The 18,232-nt window shown below is 54.8% G+C and carries 10 protein-coding genes and 1 pseudogene; 8 read left to right on the top strand and 3 right to left on the bottom strand.

Annotated features, from left to right (window positions below; genetic code table 11):
• Positions 1-420 precede the first annotated feature (420 nt).
• A pseudogene (locus tag HUS66_RS15750) lies at positions 421-1,274 on the top strand (IS5 family transposase).
• Here the strand turns inward: HUS66_RS15750 and HUS66_RS15755 are convergent.
• Complete coding sequence (locus tag HUS66_RS15755) at positions 1,260-2,888, bottom strand: YfjI family protein (RefSeq protein WP_175072150.1); 1,629 nt, start codon at positions 2,886-2,888, stop codon at positions 1,260-1,262. The pseudogene HUS66_RS15750 and the gene HUS66_RS15755 sit on opposite strands and share 15 nt — an antisense overlap.
• A gap of 644 nt (positions 2,889-3,532) precedes the next feature.
• Here HUS66_RS15755 and HUS66_RS18150 point away from each other — a divergent pair.
• Positions 3,533-3,715, top strand: a complete 183-nt coding sequence (locus HUS66_RS18150) for a helix-turn-helix transcriptional regulator (protein WP_254628868.1) — start codon at positions 3,533-3,535, stop codon at positions 3,713-3,715.
• Here the strand turns inward: HUS66_RS18150 and HUS66_RS15765 are convergent.
• A complete protein-coding gene (locus HUS66_RS15765; RefSeq protein ID WP_175072152.1) occupies positions 3,712-4,518 on the bottom strand; it encodes a hypothetical protein in 807 nt (268 codons plus the stop codon). The two genes, HUS66_RS18150 and HUS66_RS15765, sit on opposite strands and share 4 nt — an antisense overlap.
• A 207-nt stretch (positions 4,519-4,725) precedes the next feature.
• On the opposite strand from HUS66_RS15765, the gene HUS66_RS15770 reads away from it, so the two are divergent.
• Positions 4,726-6,000 carry a hypothetical protein gene (locus tag HUS66_RS15770; protein ID WP_175072153.1) on the top strand — a complete coding sequence of 425 codons (1,275 nt, stop codon included), beginning with the start codon at positions 4,726-4,728 and terminating at the stop codon, positions 5,998-6,000.
• A gap of 689 nt (positions 6,001-6,689) precedes the next feature.
• Here HUS66_RS15770 and HUS66_RS15775 read toward each other — a convergent pair.
• Positions 6,690-7,961, bottom strand: a complete 1,272-nt coding sequence (locus tag HUS66_RS15775; protein WP_175072154.1) for a hypothetical protein — start codon at positions 7,959-7,961, stop codon at positions 6,690-6,692.
• A gap of 164 nt (positions 7,962-8,125) precedes the next feature.
• Between HUS66_RS15775 and HUS66_RS15780 the strand changes: the two genes are divergently transcribed.
• From HUS66_RS15780 to HUS66_RS15800, 5 genes are all read left to right on the top strand, one after another.
• Positions 8,126-8,332 (top strand): helix-turn-helix domain-containing protein, encoded by a 207-nt coding sequence (locus HUS66_RS15780; RefSeq protein WP_425340091.1) that lies wholly within the window; start codon positions 8,126-8,128, stop codon positions 8,330-8,332.
• Positions 8,329-12,495, top strand: coding sequence for a BREX system serine/threonine kinase PglW (gene pglW / locus HUS66_RS15785; protein ID WP_254628864.1), 4,167 nt, complete (start codon positions 8,329-8,331; stop codon positions 12,493-12,495). The genes HUS66_RS15780 and pglW overlap by 4 nt, the downstream gene beginning before the upstream one ends.
• A gap of 116 nt (positions 12,496-12,611) precedes the next feature.
• Positions 12,612-16,310: a BREX-2 system adenine-specific DNA-methyltransferase PglX gene (gene pglX, locus HUS66_RS15790; protein ID WP_175072156.1), complete on the top strand. Its 3,699-nt coding sequence runs from the start codon at positions 12,612-12,614 to the stop codon at positions 16,308-16,310.
• A gap of 31 nt (positions 16,311-16,341) precedes the next feature.
• Entirely contained in the window at positions 16,342-17,619 is a 1,278-nt protein-coding gene (locus HUS66_RS15795; RefSeq protein ID WP_175072157.1) for an AAA family ATPase, read from the top strand.
• 122 nt (positions 17,620-17,741) lie between these two features.
• On the top strand, positions 17,742-18,215 hold the full coding sequence (locus HUS66_RS15800; RefSeq protein WP_217488117.1) for a hypothetical protein: 474 nt from the start codon (positions 17,742-17,744) through the stop codon (positions 18,213-18,215).
• Positions 18,216-18,232 lie beyond the last annotated feature (17 nt).

Below are 18,232 nucleotides of genomic sequence, written 5' to 3' on the forward strand. Positions count from 1 at the left end.
AGCCGCAGCTCCAGCGATGCCACCTGATGCGCCGGCGACGATAGCGGCAGCGGCTCGAGTGAGCGGAAATTGTCTGGAAGAGACCAGGTTCCCGGGAGAGTAGAGCGACCCATAGGCGCCCTGAAGCGAACCGGCCATTGCGCCGGCCGCGATCCCGAGTTTGCGGGCAGTCTCGAGGTTGATGACGCGCTGCGACTCGCAGCGTAAGCAGGGTGGGGCCATGTCAGGTCTCCTGTGTTGATGACACGAGCTCGAAGGGACTCAACTCACAGGAGTGATATAGGTCTAAAAATTATTTATTTGGGTTGATTTGGAAGGTCTGCTTCATGGATCGCCTCTTAGCTAATGAAATGTTTTAGGCTTTGTCCGAAAAGTAGGATTTTCTAATGTGGCCAATGCCGCAACTGCATAGGTGACCGCATGGCAGGACGCGACGAGCTCTCCGATCAAAGCTGGGAAATGATTAAGGACATCGTCTCGCCCTACCAACCAATGGGCCGCCCTCGCCGAGATGACCGCCAAGTGCTGAACGGGATCTTCTGGGTCCTGTGCTCAGGCGCTAAATGGCGCGACCTCCCGGAACGGTATGGATATTGGAAGACGGTCTATGATCGGTTCCGGCAGTGGCGAGACGATGGCACCTGCGAGGCTATCCTGAATCGGCTACATCTCAAGTTACGGGAAGATGGGCTGATGGATTTGGATACCTGGATGGTTGATTCCACCTCGATCCGGGCCAGGCGGGCTGCCTCTGGAGCCGGCAAAAAGGGGGATCGAAAGAACCCATAGACAATGCGCTGGGGCGCAGCCGAGGCGGCCTGACCACCAAGATCCACATGCTTTGCGATCGGCATGGCTGGCCACTAACGTTCACCGTGTCGCCGGGGCAGGATTCGGATACCCGCCACTTTATTCCCACCATGGAGCACGACCATTTGCCTGGGCGAGTGGGATGACCACGTAAACGTTGCCGATACATCGTGGCGGACAAAGGCTACGACAGTGATTCCCTCCGCCGGTACTGCGACCGCCACCGGATGAAGCCGATCATTTCCAGACGCAAGATGCACCGAAAGCCACGGCCGGGGGCGTCCAGGGGATTTGACAAGCCGCGCTAACGGGAAAGGAACGTCATCGAGCGCTGCATCGGCTGGATCAAAGAACTACGCCGTGTCTGCACGCGCTATGACAAGCTCGCCAGCAGTTTCAAGGCGATGGTATGCCTGGCCTGCATAGACCGTTGTTTGCGTGCAGACTTTTCAGACAAAACCTAAGTCTGGTGATGTGATGATGCGCTCAGGAAAGTACCTACCTCGATTATCCACCTCGACAAGAGCTTGATCTCTCCATAGAGGAAGTTCTGAAATGGTAATCTCTTCACCATTCTTGATCTCTGGCTTGTTAGTCGTCCAGACTGTGTTTCTAAATTCGTAATCTCCGCCAGTATGGCTCGGAGTTTTGAGGTGGCCAAGCTTCTCCAGAGTGTCGAGTGCCAACTTTCGAGATTTAATTTTTCTTAGCTTACTGTTGCCTCTTTGTTGGAAAAGGGATTTTTTGAAACGGTAACCGTAGTAGGTTGGTTCTGCAAGTCTGCCTATGTCCTGTACCATAAGGTTCGTCAATGTTACTATTTCAGGTTCCTCTGCCAGATGCTCAAGATAATGCTGAGAGCACTTCCTGCAGAATTTGTATGAGTATTCTAGTGTGTTGGAGCTGATGTCTCCTTCGTAACCCTCAAAAGCGTGTATTATACCTGCAACACGCGTGATGTTTTCCATTAATTTAGATGCGTGTTCCTTGGCGTAGTGGTATATTCCACCCTCTATTATTTGGCATTCAATAGAGTTGAAAAGGGCTTTCCAGAGGACTTTGGCCGTCGAAGTAAACATTATGGCTTGACGACTTTCGCCATTTTCAAAAGACGATAATGATTTTGAGAGAAGCTCTTTTACCCTTGAGTAAAAGTTCTGTTCCACATGCTCGGCTATAGGAGGCCTCTCGTTGGTGCGATTCCCAGCCATTGCCTCAGGTCTGATAAACAAGAATCGCGATAAGAAGCCATTGTCGTTTGCTTCCCTCCCTTTTTTATCAAGGAATCGGTCCATGGCTGCAGGTTGCAGCATCAAGCAAATGCTCAACCTTGGTTCATGCAATACAAAACTCGGCTGGCTAGATCTGTCAATGGTGATCGTGGATCCTGAATATATTGAGTTGAATATATACATGTCACGAAATGTGGGTCCATTTAGTAAATTCCCAGACTCGCTTGAGCTCAAGAAAGCATAAGGAAAATTTTCGTAAAGGCTCAATGCTAAGGCGCCAGGAGTTGCGTTTTTATATATTATTCTTATGTTCTTGTGAGTGGTCGGTTCTGCTGACTGCAATTCGGTGATCTGTGATTCTATATTTATAATATTTTCTTTTTCTGAACCTTTGGTCACCGCTTTAGATAGGGCCTTTTCCAAGGCGCTAATTTTAATTTTCCAGTTTTTATAGAGTCGGTGAGCTTCAGAAGCCTGTTGTTTTCTTCTTTCCGCCAGGGCAATTTCAAAATCAGTGATGGGTTGATCCGTCCACTTTTTAAGAGTCGTTTTTCTCTCGCTGCTTCCTGCGACAGTGCAGGTCATGAGCGACATGGGTACTTTAATATTGCTGTCCGGATATTCCACATCGAATAGGCCTTGGCAAGCGGTTGACATTACGCCAAGAACGGCTAGCTTCGCCATTTCCTCTTTTACTTCCATTGAGTACGCCAGCTCTGTAGTAGTGGACTCAAACAGTGAATCCTCAAGAAAACGTGGCCACTCCGTTGGCACCTCAACATTCAGTTCCTCATGGGTCAAGGTCTCCTCAGGTTGAGGAAAGTAGTTTTGTGTGTCGCTGCTCATAGTTCACCTCCATGGTTGCTAATGTTGCTAACTTAGCAGGTTTAGCATAGGGGGTATAATGAGTTTTACTATTCTTTTAGGAGTATGCCATTAGATAGTAATGAGAGGTTTAGGATCTTTCTGGACGCTAGTGGGTAACCACTTCTATATGAGCATTTTTCAAGAGGACCTCTCTGAACTCAAAGGCTGAATGCTCTCTTCTTCGGCACCTTCACGCATTCTGCAGCCCTGCTATCAGAAACTTACCCGTCAAGATTGACTGCACAGCCTCATAGTGTGCCGGCACCTTGAACCAAGACAGGTGCCAGCCCCTTTGGATCTACCCAATCGGTCATCTGAGATTGATTCGGCCATTTGACGTGTCCAATTGACGGTCGTGAGCAGACGCTGATGGCTGATGGAAAGGACTTGTAGAGCAGAGGGAGCTCTTATTGGAGGTCAAATATTTTTTTCCATGGCTGATGATTCCTGGCCTGAAGGGGAGATTTGAATGACTTTTTGAATAGCTCAACCTTGGTGCTGGTGTATCTGCGTAAGGGATTTACAATTGTCGGTGACAAGTGATTACGGAGAGAACCATGAAACAGGCACAGCAAACGGCACAACAGCACCCCAAGGACAGTTCTAGACTTAGGGTGCTGAGAATGAAGGATCTGATTGAGAAGCTTGGCATTAGTCGGTCATCGATCTATGAGATGCTAAACTCTGACTCGCCTCGCTATGACCCAACTTTCCCAAAGCCGGTTAAGTTAGGGGCACGATCAGTAGGATGGATCGAAGGTAGCATCGATATATGGCTTTGTGAAAGGCAGAGTGATCAACTTTAACCTCGCCTGTTCTTGTTGCTTACAAAGGCTTGATGAGCACTTTTATCATTGTTCATCCAGTTTGTTATCAATGTCTCAATCTTTTTTTCGGAAGTTTCATGAACTGCACGATGTTCGCTTTTCTCATGCCTATGCCAAATGGGAGGTGCAAGAGTGTGCGCTGCTTTTTTTACTGCGCGCCACCCGTTTTCTGGAGCTTCTGTATATAAAAATTCAATCAGATATTCTTTGAGATTGGCATGATGACTATTAGCTTGGGCACCATTTTTTTGGTGTATAGATTTCTCACGTCGCTCATGTTCTGCCATGCATGACAGCTCTAAACGGTGCTCCAAAGAAGCAAACTCGACCAAGCATGACCAGGACTTTTCATTTAACCCTTCCTCTTCAAGGAGATCAGCGCAGACTACCCACATGAAGGCGGTTGAGAAAATGTCCTGAAGCTCGGCCTCTACATTTCCACATAGGGCGCCCTTAACGACCTCTTGACGTTTTGTGGCCGATTGTCCATTTCTGATGTTAGATAAGGAGTCATGATATTCCGCTTGAAATTTCTCTTCCGTCTTTTCTTCACTGTTGACTAAAGGTAAATCGTCACCCGAAGTGAATTGGGGGTCAGATATGAATGAATAGGTTTCTTGAAGGAAGCGTTTTCTAGTTTCAATTTTCTCTCTGAGCGAGGTTTCTGAAAAATCATGATAGTGGTCCGGAACTACCATGACGCTTTGTGTTAGATGCTGGTTATACTCGCCTCCTGTTTTTTCTTGCCGGGCATATGTGGGTGGTAGCGGGTTTCTTTTCATTTCGCATGCTCCTACGGTGTGAGGAGGTATTATGCCAACAAGTATTGGAGTTGGTCTATAAGGGTGCGCTATTTTTATCATGATTCTTACATGAACTTGCCTGGTTGGCTCCGGTTGTCATGGGGTTATAGAGAAATCCGGTTAATAAATATTATTGGGTTATATGCTATTGGGGTGGTGATGGTTGGGGTAGACTCAAGTGTATAAGTGAAGATATTGAAGAAGGTTTTTTTAGTGGAGAATAAGGAGCGCGGATGGGGTATGAAATACAAGTATGAAGTCAGTGAGAACGACTACCCTTTTGATGAAGAGTGGGACTTTGAATGGGAAGCTGGTAATGGTGTGACATCAGCTAGTGAGACGGGAGAGTGGTGGGGTGATAAGGAGCTGGAGTCGGGCGATGATTCAGAAGGAATCATTGAAGCTGATAAAAATGATGCGTTATATGAAACTCTGCCCTGCGAAATGGAAGAGGTGCTTGAAGGTGATAATAAGTTTTTCGTTGAGCATCTGCGCCGTGTTGAGGCGTTAGTGAAAGGTGTGGCAAGAAAGCGAGAAAGTCATTTCGAAGTCATCGAGGGAAAGGGGAGGCTGAAAATATGCCAGTCACTTCATGGTAAGGAATTTAGAAATCTACTAAAAAGAGGGTGTGATCCTCGATGCCATCAGCTATCAGTGGTGGACCAAAACCCTTTTGTTGGTGTTTATCATAAGGTGGTGAAGAAATGGGAGAGTGAATTAAGAGAAGTGGTCAGGTATGGCGTAATGCAGGGAGGTGTGCCTCAAACCGTAGAGACCTTGAATCGGGTTGTTGATGACCTCAGGCGTGAGTTGGACAGGCCTATTATCAAGTCATTCGCGAAACGTGTTGATAGATCAGCTCAGGAGCGGGGAAAGAAGGCAGTAGCCATTATTGATAAGTGTTTTCAGCATCGCTCCAGGCTGTTGGTGTTGAGAGTCGACCTAGGGTACAGGAAAGGGCTATTTATTGAATCGCCTGATTTCTCTAGGGATTTGGCGACAGTCAAGCAGCATTGGGCTGCACTGAGTACAGGTCTCAAGAAAGGGAAGGTCGTGCCGAATGTCATGGAGGTTTTTGGAAAGCTGGAATATGGCGTCTTGTCTGGATTTCACTTTCACCTAGTAGTCATCATGAAAGGAGCTGAGCACCAAGAGGACATTAACTACGCTAAGAAGGTGGGGCAGTATTGGTGTAAGGGCGTGGTGGGAGAAGAGGGTAGGTACTTTAATTGCAATAGGATTAAGCATCGGTACAAGCGGTTAGGCATTGGTGAGATAAACTACTATGAGGATGAAAAAGTTTCTGCATTGAAAGAGGTGGTGGTCAGTTATGTGGTCAAGAGTGACTACTACATGAGCGCTCTTTCACCATCCAAGAAAACCTTTGTCCAGCTGTCGTGCACGAACAAGGACCAGATGGTCAGGCGCGGACGGCCACGACGTTATCTCTCCAAGGTGTGAGAACCATCAAACATCAGTTTATGACAACGAACCGTTCAAGCTGATGGAATGTCAGCCAGTAAAAAATTCCCACCTCGACTCCCCTCCCAGCGGTTCACCTCTAAGGCGATCATCTCAGTACCAGCACGCAGCGAGCTCTCTCTGCTGCTGGCTCACTAACCAACGGAGATTATGACCATGGCCAAAGGCAAGACACCCATGACCCCTGCAGCTGCCTCACGTGTCCAGAGCCACACTGCCAAATCGAACGGAGGCACTGTGCCCAAAGGCTCTTTTGCCTCAAGAGCGTCTAGTGCAAGCGCCCGTAATGCAGCAGGTGGTCGCGGGAAGAAGTAACCGGTGACTGCTATGGCTTAGGTTGGCCCTTGGTCGCCTGAGCCATGGTGTGGTGCCAGTATTCTTGATGTGATCATTTTTTCCACTACGACTACTTGATACAGCTAAGTTTTAACTTTCTATGCTGAAGAAGCGTCATACGGGTGCGGTAAACTAACGATCTTTGTGTGGAGGGTGGTATGGCTTATCATTATCAATGTGCGAATTGCTACTGTACGCTGTACATGAATGCTTGCAGTGAAGGAGAAGCGTATCATTCTGTTGTGAATGGCGACCTCTGTTTGTCTTGCCAGGCTGATAAGGAAGCCGAAGAAGACGATGATGATTAACGTTTTTTAAATGGCATATCAGGCTCAGGGTGTCTTCAGGATACCTTGAGCCTTAACGTGTCTCCAATACTCTGGATACCGCGAGAATTTTTGTATAAGCCAATCCCTATCTAGCAGTCCAGTCAGAGGCGATGCTTCCTGCAAGATCTGATCAAAACTCGCTAGCTCTTGAATGATCCATTTGCTCCACGCTGTTGCAACGCGTGTCATGACAAATGGCAGGAAGGCGCCATAGTCTTTCCCGGACAGGGATTCGAGGAACTGCGTGAGGTGGTAAGTCTCAGGAACTGTTCCGGACCTCCATTCCTTAAGTATCCTGTAACGAGTATCATTAGCAGCGTCAAGAATATCTTGCAGGCCTGCATTGCCACGGACTCGCGTTCGCAATTTATCAGGCTGAGGCAGGTACATAGCCATGGCTCGGTACGACAACGACTCGCCAGGTGGGCTGAAGGCATCACACCAGAGCTCGTAAAGTCGATAAGTCGGAGTGATCAGTTCTCCCTTTTCTAGTAGTGGCATCAGCTGCCCCATGGCGCCATGATCCATCAGAGCATCATCTAGAATATGAGGTAACTGCAGTGTTTCTCGAAGCGGAAGCATGTCTGCCATAAAAGTGGCCAGGAGCTGATGGTAGAAGTCCAAGCGAAGGTTGAACGTGCACTTAAATACATCAGCTAAAAGCTCTGGTGTGTTGGTGTATTCAGGTCGGTTTATTTTGACTATGGCAGTACCATAGGTTTGGATCTCTTGTGGCTTGAGAAACGTGTGATGTCGGCAGGTGTCGCAGAAAGCATTATATATCAGTGATAGCCTTTCTTCGGTCGATATCTCCAATTTTCGGGTGCGGTGAAATGTCAGCACCAGTTGGCTCTCCGCCTCGGAGCGCCGTTGTAAAAATGCAAAAGTCTGAGGTAACTCCAGCATAATTGGCTGGCGACGATTTATGCCTTCAAGAAACGTTTTTGCTTGTACTAACCATTTCGCACCGTTGGTGCCATTGACGATAGGGCCTGCTGCATTTGAGTATTCAAATGGATCTGGGAAGCCCATTTTCCTAACTGCTTCATAAACATTGTTCTTTATTATATCTGCAGTGCGAGGTGTTACGCCCTCCCGGCAGGCTTTTCTCAACGTCTTCAAGTCTGGTTTGGGCTGATTCAGTTTCTGCTGCATCCAGTGTAGGGCGGTATGTGTTTGTTTAGGCCCACTTAGCCAGTTAAGTAGCTCCCCAATCGGTGGGACAAAAGGAAATTGAGAGTCTGGGATATCGAACTTTATTTTTTCGCTAGCCATGTCGCACTCCTTGCGGCCTCATCAAACCAGACAGTTTTCCTTCCCACCTCATGAGGTACTGAGCTGAATGGCTGAGTCAAGTCTTGTTAGCGTGCTATGCCATGACTACACTGCCCAGAATTGAACTCTTTTGACAGGCCGGGCAGGGGATGACAGAGCAGATCATGACCATCAAAGAGGTGGCAGGCTACCTCAAGGTCCACGAGAGGACTGTCTACCGGCTCGCCGCCAAGGGCGAGCTGCCGGCCTTCAAGGTCGCCAACGCCTGGCGCTTTCGCCTGCAGGATATAGATCACTGGATTAGCCAGCAGACGTGTTCAGCCGTCGGCATGGCCAACGCTGCCGAGGCGAATCGCGGAGGCGAGTCATGAGTATGGCTTCTCACTGGAAGCAGATCACTCCCTCGGATTACGCCTGGGAGCGGGAGGCGCTGGAGTATCTGCGCGAGGAGCTGCCGGACCACGACCCCTATCGGGCCTGGTCGAATTTCGAGTTCATCGCCCAAGATGGCTCCATCAATGAGGTCGATCTGCTGGTCCTTACGCCCAAGGGCTGCTTCCTGGTGGAGGTGAAGTCGCATAGTGGTGAGCTGAGCGGCGATGCCAGTACCTGGGTCCAGGTAAAGAGGGACGGACGTCGGCATTCGTTCGACAACCCGCGTCTGCTGGCCGACCGCAAGGCCAAAAAACTGGCGTCACTGCTGCAGGTCCAGCCCTCCAGCCGTAGAACCAACAAAGAACGAATCCCCTTTATCACCTCCATGGTGTTCCTATCGTCAGATAACCTGACGACCCGCCTGGAGGGGCCAGCCCGCATCAATGTCTGCACGCGCAACGACGTACTGGCCACGCTGACTGAGATGCACGAGGATTGGCCGCATCGTGTCATGACGCGCCCAATCGCTACGCTCTTGTCGCGGGCCATGGAAGAGGCGGGGATCAAGGAATCCAAGCGTCTTCGTCGCGTCGGCCAGTATGAACTCACCGAGCTGTTCGATGAGTCCGACTACTACCAGGAGTGGCTGGCTCGGCACCTCGATGTGGGCATGACTCGCAAGGTGCGTATCTACCTGACTCAGCAGCGCCCGGTGGAGGAGGCTAGGCGGCTCCAGAAGGCCGCTGAACTGGAGTTCCGCATCCTAGAGGGCATCGAACACCCTGGCATTCTGCGTGCGCTGGATCTTCAGCAACACGACCACGGGCCGGCATTGGTCTATGAGCACGACCCTGAAGCCTTCCGCCTGGATCTGCTGCTGCGTAACAACATGCGTCGGCTGGATACCCTTCAAGCGATCGACCTGGTTCGGCAGATCGCCGAAGCGGTGAAGTTCGCCCATGGCCAGCGCCTCCACCATCGCGCACTCAGCCCGCAGAACGTATACGTCAAGCAGCTGCCGGATGGCGAGCTGCGCTGCAAGATCGCCAACTGGTCCACGGCGACCCGCATCTTCGAAAGCGATGCTCAGCAGTTGAGCGTGTTGAGCCACCTGACCTATCTGGTGCGCGAGGAAGCCGGGCCCTACATGGCACTCGAGACGCATCAGGGGCAGGGCGACGGTGTCCAGATGGATGTCTTCTCCCTGGGGGCCATCGCCTATCACCTGTTTACCGGCATGAAACCGGCCGAGAACGACCTGGAGCTGCAGGACAAGCTTAGCCATGGCAAGGGGCTGCAGATCACCGATGCGCTCAACGGGGCCAGCCCCGAGATGCAGTACCTAGTGCAGTACGCCACGCATCCCGACGTCAGCAGCCGCATCGATTCCGTGGAGGATTTCCTGGAGCTGCTTGACAAGCTCGAGCAGTCCCTCGCTCATGCCGAAGGGGAGGTGGCGGTATCTCCCACTGGGGCCCAACCCGAGCAGCTGCTGGCCGAGGGCATCCGCGTCATGAAACGCCTGGGCAAGGGCGCTTCCTCGGTGGTCTTCCTGGTGGACTACCAGGGCCAGGAGCGTGTACTAAAACTGGCAGTGACGCCGGACCACAACTCGCGCCTCCAGCAGGAAGCCAACACCTTGGCAAGGCTGCGGCACCAGGCCATCGTCGGCTATCATGACAAGATTGAGCTGGACGGGCATGTCGGCCTGGTGCTCGACTATGCCGATCAGGGCACCCTGGCGCAGCGCCTACGCCGCGAAGGGGCCGTGCCGCTTGGAATGCTCGAGCGTTTCGGTGAAGACCTGCTGGGTGCCCTGCTGCATCTGGAGGATCACGCCATCTTCCACCGCGATATCAAGCCCGAGAACCTTGGGCTGCTCAAACTGGGTGGCAGTCAGCTGCATCTGGTGATGTTCGACTTCTCGCTCTCCAACGCAGGGGCCGATAACATCACCGCCGGTACGCTGGCCTACATGGACCCCTTCATTCGCGATCCTGGCCGGCGCCGCTGGGATGACTATGCAGAGCGCTTCGCGGCTGCCTTGACGCTGTATGAAATGGCGGCGGGCAGCCTGCCGGGATGGGTTGGCGATACCGGGCTTCCGGCGCTGATCGAGGGGCAGCTCCAGATCGATAGCACCGTATTTGACCCCAACGTGCGAGATCGACTGACGGCCTTTTTCTATAAGGCGTTGACCCGTGATGTGCGCAAGCGCTTTGCCAATGCGGAGGAGATGCTAAAGGAGTGGCGGCTGGTTTTTCTCAATGCCCAGCCCGACACCCAGCATCCGCCTCTAGAAGCTGCTTGTACCTGTCCTTTCGACGAGGCCTCCCTCGATACCCAGATCGGTCTGCTCCCGCTCTCTGCCGCCGCACTGGATGCGCTCACCCGCCGTGGTGTGAACACCGTGGTGGACCTGATTGGCCTCAGCCGTAGCAAGGTAAGGGTTTGGGCCGGTGTTGGGAGCCAGACTCGCGTGGAGCTCTCTAAAGCCATAAGTGATCTGCAGGAACGGCTGCAGACCGAGCAGCAGTCCCGTGAGCAGGCACAGAGCAGCGATGAGCATGCCAGCATCGATCGCCTGTTTGGCATGGTGATGCCCACTCGGCGCACTGATCCACAGCGAGAGCAGTTTCTAAACGAGTATCTCGGGCGATTGGATGGCGAAAAGCCCAGTGACAGCCATGCGGTGCACTGGCCGACCATGCTCAGTATCAGCGCCCACACCGGTCTCGAGACCAGTGAGGTGCGTACCTTCCAGGACAAGGTGGTTGCCCTGTGGAGTAAGAACAAGGCGATTACGGAGGTCCGAGATGAGATTGCCGAGATCTTGGCCGACAACGGTGGCGTGATTACGGCGCTGGAGATCTCCGAAGCGCTGCTGCTGCGCCGTGGCTCTCTTCAGGAGAGCCCTCAGCGGGAGCGCTGGGCCCAGGCTGTGGCGCGTGCCGCCGTGGACACCGAGCTCGTTAAGCAGGAGCCGCGCTGGATCATTCGACGCATCGGCCGGCGCCTCGTGCTGGCCGACAACGTGCAGGGGCGCGGCGAGGAATTCGCCGACTACGCCGAGGCGCTGGGGCAGCTTGCCGACGAGTGCGTGGAGCAGGAGGCCCTGCTGTCACCCAGCCGGACCCTCGACAAGGTGCGCAGCGTGCCCGCACCGGAAGTCTCCATGGGGCTAAGCAATGCCCGTTTGCTACGGCTGGCGGCAGCGGCATCTCAGAAGGCGGCCCTTTCTAGCCGGGCCGAGTTTTACCCCATTGGCATGAAGGCCCAGCGTGCGCTGGAGCTGGCTCAAGGGGCGTTGCTCGGCAGCAAGGCGCTCACCGTGAAGGAAGTGCAAGAGCGTGTGCGGGGTCGCTACCCCATGGCCGAACCGCTACCGGGCAGGCCCCAGTTGGATGAGCTGATTCGCGGACTGGAGATGGGCTTCGACTGGGACGGTGACTACGAGCTAGCCGACAAGCGGCGGGGCGCCTACTGTCTGCCGATCGCCAATTTCAGCACCAGTGGCACCCGCAGCCTGAGCCAGAGCCACCTCGGCAGCAGCGATGAAGGTCCCGGCGTCACACTGCAGGACGTCAAGGCTCTGGAGCAGTCCATCGACAACGCCCTGGAAGGGGCTCGTTTCCTGGCGCTGACCGTTCAGCCTCGTAAGTGGGAGCAGGCCAAAGCCAAGCTGCGTGCCAACTACCCACTGACGCTGATCAGTTTCGATGAGCTGCTGCTGCGTCATCTACATCAGCTGTGCCAAGGCATGAAGCGCCCGCCGGACTGGTCGGTGGTGCTCAAGGCCGATGCCGCCGAGCGAACCAGCCGCGACTGGCAGAATCTACAGCGTCTGGTGGCGCGAGTGCTGCCGGCCATGGCCGATGAGATTCGCCAGGCCGGCCAGCCGGTGCTGCTCACCGAGCCCGGCCTGTTGGCCCGCTATGAACTGGTCACCACCTGGCTCAACAACCTGCGTCAGCAGCTAGTAATCTCGGCTGGCGATGGCACCACCGCTCATGCCTTGCTGCTGCTGATCGCTGCCGATGCCCAGCACGATGGTGCCGCCATCGATGGCGTGACCGTGCCGCGCGGGGCGGGCACCCGTGAATGGGCAAGGATTCCTAGGGTCTGGCTGGAGAGTGACGCGATGGCCAGCGTGGCGTGATATCCACCACAGACCTCCAGAAACAAAGAGATTGCCGGTCACCCGCTTAAGACGGCCATCCGGCATCTACTGACGGCGCACTGAGCGCCGCACAATGAATACGTAGGGAACAGGGAATGATTGATCGCGAGAAGCTGCTGAGCGACCTAAAGGGCGAGCTGCCGAAGATTGAGGCGGATATTCTCCAGTACAGCGAGCGCCATGCCGAGCTGGGCCAGCACTTGCGGGAAGAGTACCAGAAGGCGGTGGAGGCCGGCCGTACTGCCGAGCACTTCGTTGCCTGGCGGGAGGCGCAGATCACCCAGGCCGCCGCAGCCTGGGTGCTGACCTGTGTGTTCGTGCGCTTCCTGGAAGACAACGGCCTGCTGGATGAGCCGGTGCTCGCAGGCCCCGTTTCCCGCGAGGATGGCAGCCGCCCCCTGGCCCATGCCAAGGAGCGCATCACCCACCACTTCAGCGAGCACCCGGCCCACGCCGAGCGTGAGTACCTACTGGCCCTGTTCCGTGAGCTCGACCAGTACCCAGTGATCGATGCGCTGCTCGACCCGCGGCATAACCCCCTGTGGCAGATCTGGGTCTCTGACGACGGCGCCAAGCGCCTGGTGGACTTCTTCCAGCGCATCGACCCGGAGAGCGGCGAGCTGGTCCACGACTTCACCGACCCGGAGTGGGATACCCGCTTCCTGGGCGACCTCTACCAGGATCTCTCCGAGGCGGTGCGCAAGCGCTATGCGCTGCTGCAGACGCCGGAGTTCGTGGAGGAGTTCATCCTTGATTACACCCTGACCCTGGCCATCGAGACCTTCGGCCTGGAGGGGCTGCGACTGATCGACCCAACATGCGGCAGCGGCCACTTCCTGCTGACCACCTTCGAGCGGGTGTTCGACGCCTGGCAGCGCCGCGAGCCGGCCACTAACGCGCGCCATCTGGCCCAGCGCGCCCTGGATGTGGTGCACGGAGTGGATATCAACCCCTACGCCATCGCCGTGGCCAAGTTCCGCCTGCTGATCGCCGCCCTGAAGGCCGCCGGCTCCGACAAGGCCCGCAACGCCCCGGACTTCGACTTCCACTTGGCGGTGGGTGACTCCCTGCTGCACGGCAAGCGCCATGAGTCTCAGGGGCAGGGCCTGCAGCTCGATACCTTCGACGACTCGCTCAAGCATGCCTTCGAGACCGAAGACTTGACCAAGCTCAACCAGATTCTGGGGCAACACTATCATGTGGTGGTGGGTAACCCGCCCTATATCACCGTCAAGGACAAGGCGCTGAATGCAGCCTACCGGGCGCTCTATCCCACCTGCCATCGCCAATACTCCCTCGGGGTGCCCTTTACTGAACGCTTCTTCGACCTGACACTGCCTGTGGAAGGTAATCAGTCCGCTGGCTATATGGGTATGATTACTGCCAACAGCTTTATGAAGCGGGAGTTTGGCAAGAAACTGATTGAGGAGTATCTACCCCATAAAGAACTGACGCATGTGATCGATACGTCAGGCGCCTATATTCCTGGGCATGGTACGCCAACAGTGATTCTCTTCGCGCGCAACCAGAAACCAAAGCATGAAAAGGTTCGGGCTATTCTCGGTGTGCGTGGTGAACCTGGCACACCAGAACCGGCAGCGAAGGGAAAGGTATGGAGATCAATCGTTGAGCTCCTTTGTCAGCCAGGAAAAGAAAATGAGTATGTCAGTTCTGTGGAAAATGATAGAAGAGATTACAGCTCTCATCCATGGAGCCTAAGCGGGGGTGGGGCGGCAGATCTAAAAAGTGCTCTTGAGGAAGAGGGTTCCTCCCTGGCTGATGTTGTTGAGGCAGTTGGGCGTACAACTGTCGTGGGGCACGATGACGCATGGGTTTTTCCCAGCAGGGCAATCAGAAGGCTAAGCTTGGAAGAAGTAGCACTTCCATTTGTTACTGGTGATGTGGTAAGGGACTGGGCTCTCGCAGATTTTGATATGGCTATTTACCCTTATGATTCTCTGGGTGGAAAAGCTTTGCCATATCTTGATATAGGTGTTGAAAAAGTTCTATGGCCAAACAAGACGGTACTTTCCGGAAGGAGTGTATTTGGTAAGACCCTGAAGGATAGGGGGGACTCCTGGTTTGTTCATCTTGAGCACTATGCGGATAAGCTTAAAACTCCTCTCGCTATTCCTTTTTCTTTCGTTGCTACCCATAATAATTTTGTTCTTGACCGTGGCGGTAAGATTTTTAAACAATCAGCCCCTGTTATTAAATTGCCGAAGGGTTCCAGCGAAGATGACCATCTTTTTCTTCTAGGTCTTCTCAATAGCTCTATTGCCTGCTTTTGGATGAAGCAAGTTTTTCATAACAAGGGAAGCACAGTAGACGATAAGGGTGCCCGTCAGACAACGGTAGCTTTTGAAAATTTCTACGAGTTCACTGGGACCGGGCTGAAGAGCTTTCCTGTGGCTCAGGATTCCGATGATGAAGTTTTAGAGCTAGCCCAAAAGCTGGATGAGCTTGCACAACACCAATCTGGATTCAGCCCTTCCAAGACTCTCCAAGCCAGTTCACGGGCTCCCCGAGAATTGCTCGAAACAGCGCATAATGAAGATACCGAACACTGGTATCAGATGATTGCCCACCAGGAAGAGCTCGACTGGCAGTGCTATCGGCTCTACGGGGTTCTGGAAGAAGACCTCTGCTACCAGGCCACTCCGCCGCCGGTCAATCTGGGTGAGCGTGCTTTCGAGATTGCCCTGGCCCGCCGTATGGTGGCCGGTGAGACCGAGACCACCTGGTTCGAGCGCCATCGCAGCACCCCGATTACCGAGATCCCTGACCACTGGCCGGCGGACTACTGTGCGCTGGTGGAGCGCCGCCTCCAGGCCATCGAGGAGAACCGCTGGGTCAAGCTGGTGGAGCAGCCGGAGTACAAACGCCGCTGGAACCGCGAGCCTTGGGAGAAACGCCAGCAGCGCGCCCTCAAGGAGTGGCTGCTGGATCGCCTGGAAGAAAAGGCCAAGGCCAACGGCCCCGAACTGATCACCGGCGCTCAGCTGGCCGACCGCGTGCGCCACGACGAGAAGTTCCAGCAGGTAGGTGAGCTCTATACCGACAACCCCCTCTTCGATGCCCAGCAGCTCGTCACCGAGCTGATCGCCGTCGACGAGGTGCCGCAGATGGCCCCGACGCGCCTCAAGCCCGCGGCGATCAAGAAGTTCCGCGCCTGGCAGGAGACCTGGGACAAGCAGCGCCAGGAAGATGCCATCGATGCCGAGTTCGGGGTGGCCGAGCCGCTGAGCACCAAAGACGCCGAGAATGCGGATAAGGTGAAGGCCTATGAGGCCGCGAAGAAGCAGGCCGAGGCCAGGAAGGCCGCCGAGATAGGCACCATTCCCGTGCCCCCCAAGTATGCCTCTACCGATTTCCGCAAGGGCAGCTACTGGTCGCTCCGCGGCAAGCTCGACGTGCCCAAGGAGCGCTTCTTCAGCCTGCCCGGCTGCGAGAAGCCCGGCGACAGCACCCCGGTGATCGGCTGGACCGGCCTCGACCACCTGCAACGCGCCCAGGCTATCGCCGGCTGGTACATGGATCGCAAAGACCAGGATGGCTGGGAGGCCGACAAGCTGATGCCCATGCTGGTGGCCATCGAAGAGTTGATCCCCTGGCTTAAGCAGTGGCACAACGAGCTGGACCTGGAGTATGGCGAGCGCATGGGCGACTTCTACGAGGGCTTCCTGTTCGAGGAGTTGCGCCAGTTCGAGCTTACCCGTAACGACCTGCTGGCCTGGCAGCCCCCGGCCGCCAAACGTGGCCGGCGCAAGAAAACGGCCGGTCAGGCATCATGAATCTCATCCCTAACAAGCAGGAGCCCAGGCGATGCTGAAGTCTTTAAGTCTGGAAAATGTTGGCCCTGCTCCTACGATGGAGCTGGGCTTTGCTAAGCGGCTCAATGTCATCACCGGTGACAACGGCTTGGGCAAGAGTTTCCTGCTCGATATCGCCTGGTGGGCCATGACCCGCCAGTGGCCGGCGGAGCTCAACCCCAAGCTCACCTCTGGCAAGAAGGCGCTGCCTCGGGATGCCGGGTCAGCAAGGATCTCATTCGAGTTCACCGGGAAGTCCCGCGCCAAGGCCTACACTAGTGAATTTCAGCCACGCGAAGGTAAGTGGAAGGGGAGTGCCGGGCGCCCCGCCAATCCGGGGCTGGTGTTCTATGCCATGGCCGACGGCAGCTTCGCGCTCTGGGATCCTGCTCGCAACTACTGGCTGACCAAGGGTGATGAAGATTTTCAGGACCGTCCTCCGGCCTACGTCTTCAGTCCGATGGAGGTGTGGGATGGCCTCGAAAATAAGGACGGCACTTGGCTGTGCAATGGCCTGATTCGCGACTGGGCCAGCTGGCAGAAGGAACGTGGTGAGCCTTTTGACCAGCTCTGCGATGTGCTGAAGGTACTGTCGGCATCCCCAGATGAGCCGTTGACGCCCGGTGAACTGACTCGCATTAGCCTGGACGATGCCCGAGACATGCCTACGGTGCGTATGCCCTACGGACAGGATGTACCGGTGGTTCATGCTTCGGCAGGCATGCGACGGATCATCGCCTTGGCCTATTTCATGGTTTGGTCGTGGCAGGAGCATCAGAAGGCAGCGCGTTTGCTGGGCGAGCAGGAAACGCATCAGGCAGTGTTCCTGATCGACGAGGTAGAGTCCCACCTGCATCCCCAGTGGCAGCGCAAGGTGGTACCGGCGCTAATCAAGGTGATGGGCGCGTTGGTTCGCAATGCCTCGGTGCAGCTTATTACGGCGACCCATTCGCCGCTGGTCATGGCATCGATTGAGCCTTTCTTCAACGAGAAACGTGACGCCTGGTTCGATCTCGACTTCGTCCAGGACGAAGTAATGCTGACGCGTCGCGATTTTCGCAAGCACGGTGATGTCAGCACCTGGTTGATGAGCGAAGCCTTCGATCTGAAGAGCGCCCGGGCTGAGACTCAGGAACATCTGATCGAGAAAGCTTCACGCCTGCTGGAACAGGAGGAGCCAGATCAGGCGGCCATCAAGCGCATGCATGGCAAGCTGGTCGAGGCACTCAGCCCCACGGATGACTTCCTATTTCAGTGGCGCTACATCGGCAAGCGCAAAGGGTGGTTGTAATGATCCCTGTGGCGCTGCAGCCGGAGCCTGAAAATTTCGATCGGGACGTGCGACAGAGGGGGAGCGCCTGGCTAGCCGAGCATGACATCGATCCCGAGGCACCACCGCCCAAGGCCAGCAAGTTGCCCGCCTACTGGCAAGCTACGAATCGGCAGCTATGGGAAGCCTATGAAGGGGTGTGCGCCTACCTGGCCATCTACTTCGAATGGGCAACTGGGGCCAGTTCGACGGATCATTTCGTGGCGAAGTCGCGACATGCCGGCGGTGCTTACGAGTGGTCAAACTATCGGCTTTCTTGTCTCGGGGCCAACCGCAGCAAGCATGCCTATGATGATGTGCTGGATCCCATAGGGCTGCCTGAGAACACCTTTCATCTCAACTTGGCCAGTGGGCGTATTTATCCGGCGCCACATTTGCCGGACGATCTGAAGCATCAAGCGACAGCCACCATTGAACGCCTCGAACTGGATAGCCCCGACCTCAACACCATGCGTGCCCGTCATTTTGCCCGCTACCTGCGTGGCAAAGATGTAGATACGCTGCGCGAGCTCTCGCCCTTTGTATGGCACGAGGCCAGGCGCCAGAATTTGCTATAACGCTATGTTTTCGTAGG

Source organism: Onishia taeanensis, assembly GCF_013349955.1.
Taxonomy (GTDB): Bacteria; Pseudomonadota; Gammaproteobacteria; order Pseudomonadales; family Halomonadaceae; genus Onishia; species Onishia taeanensis_B.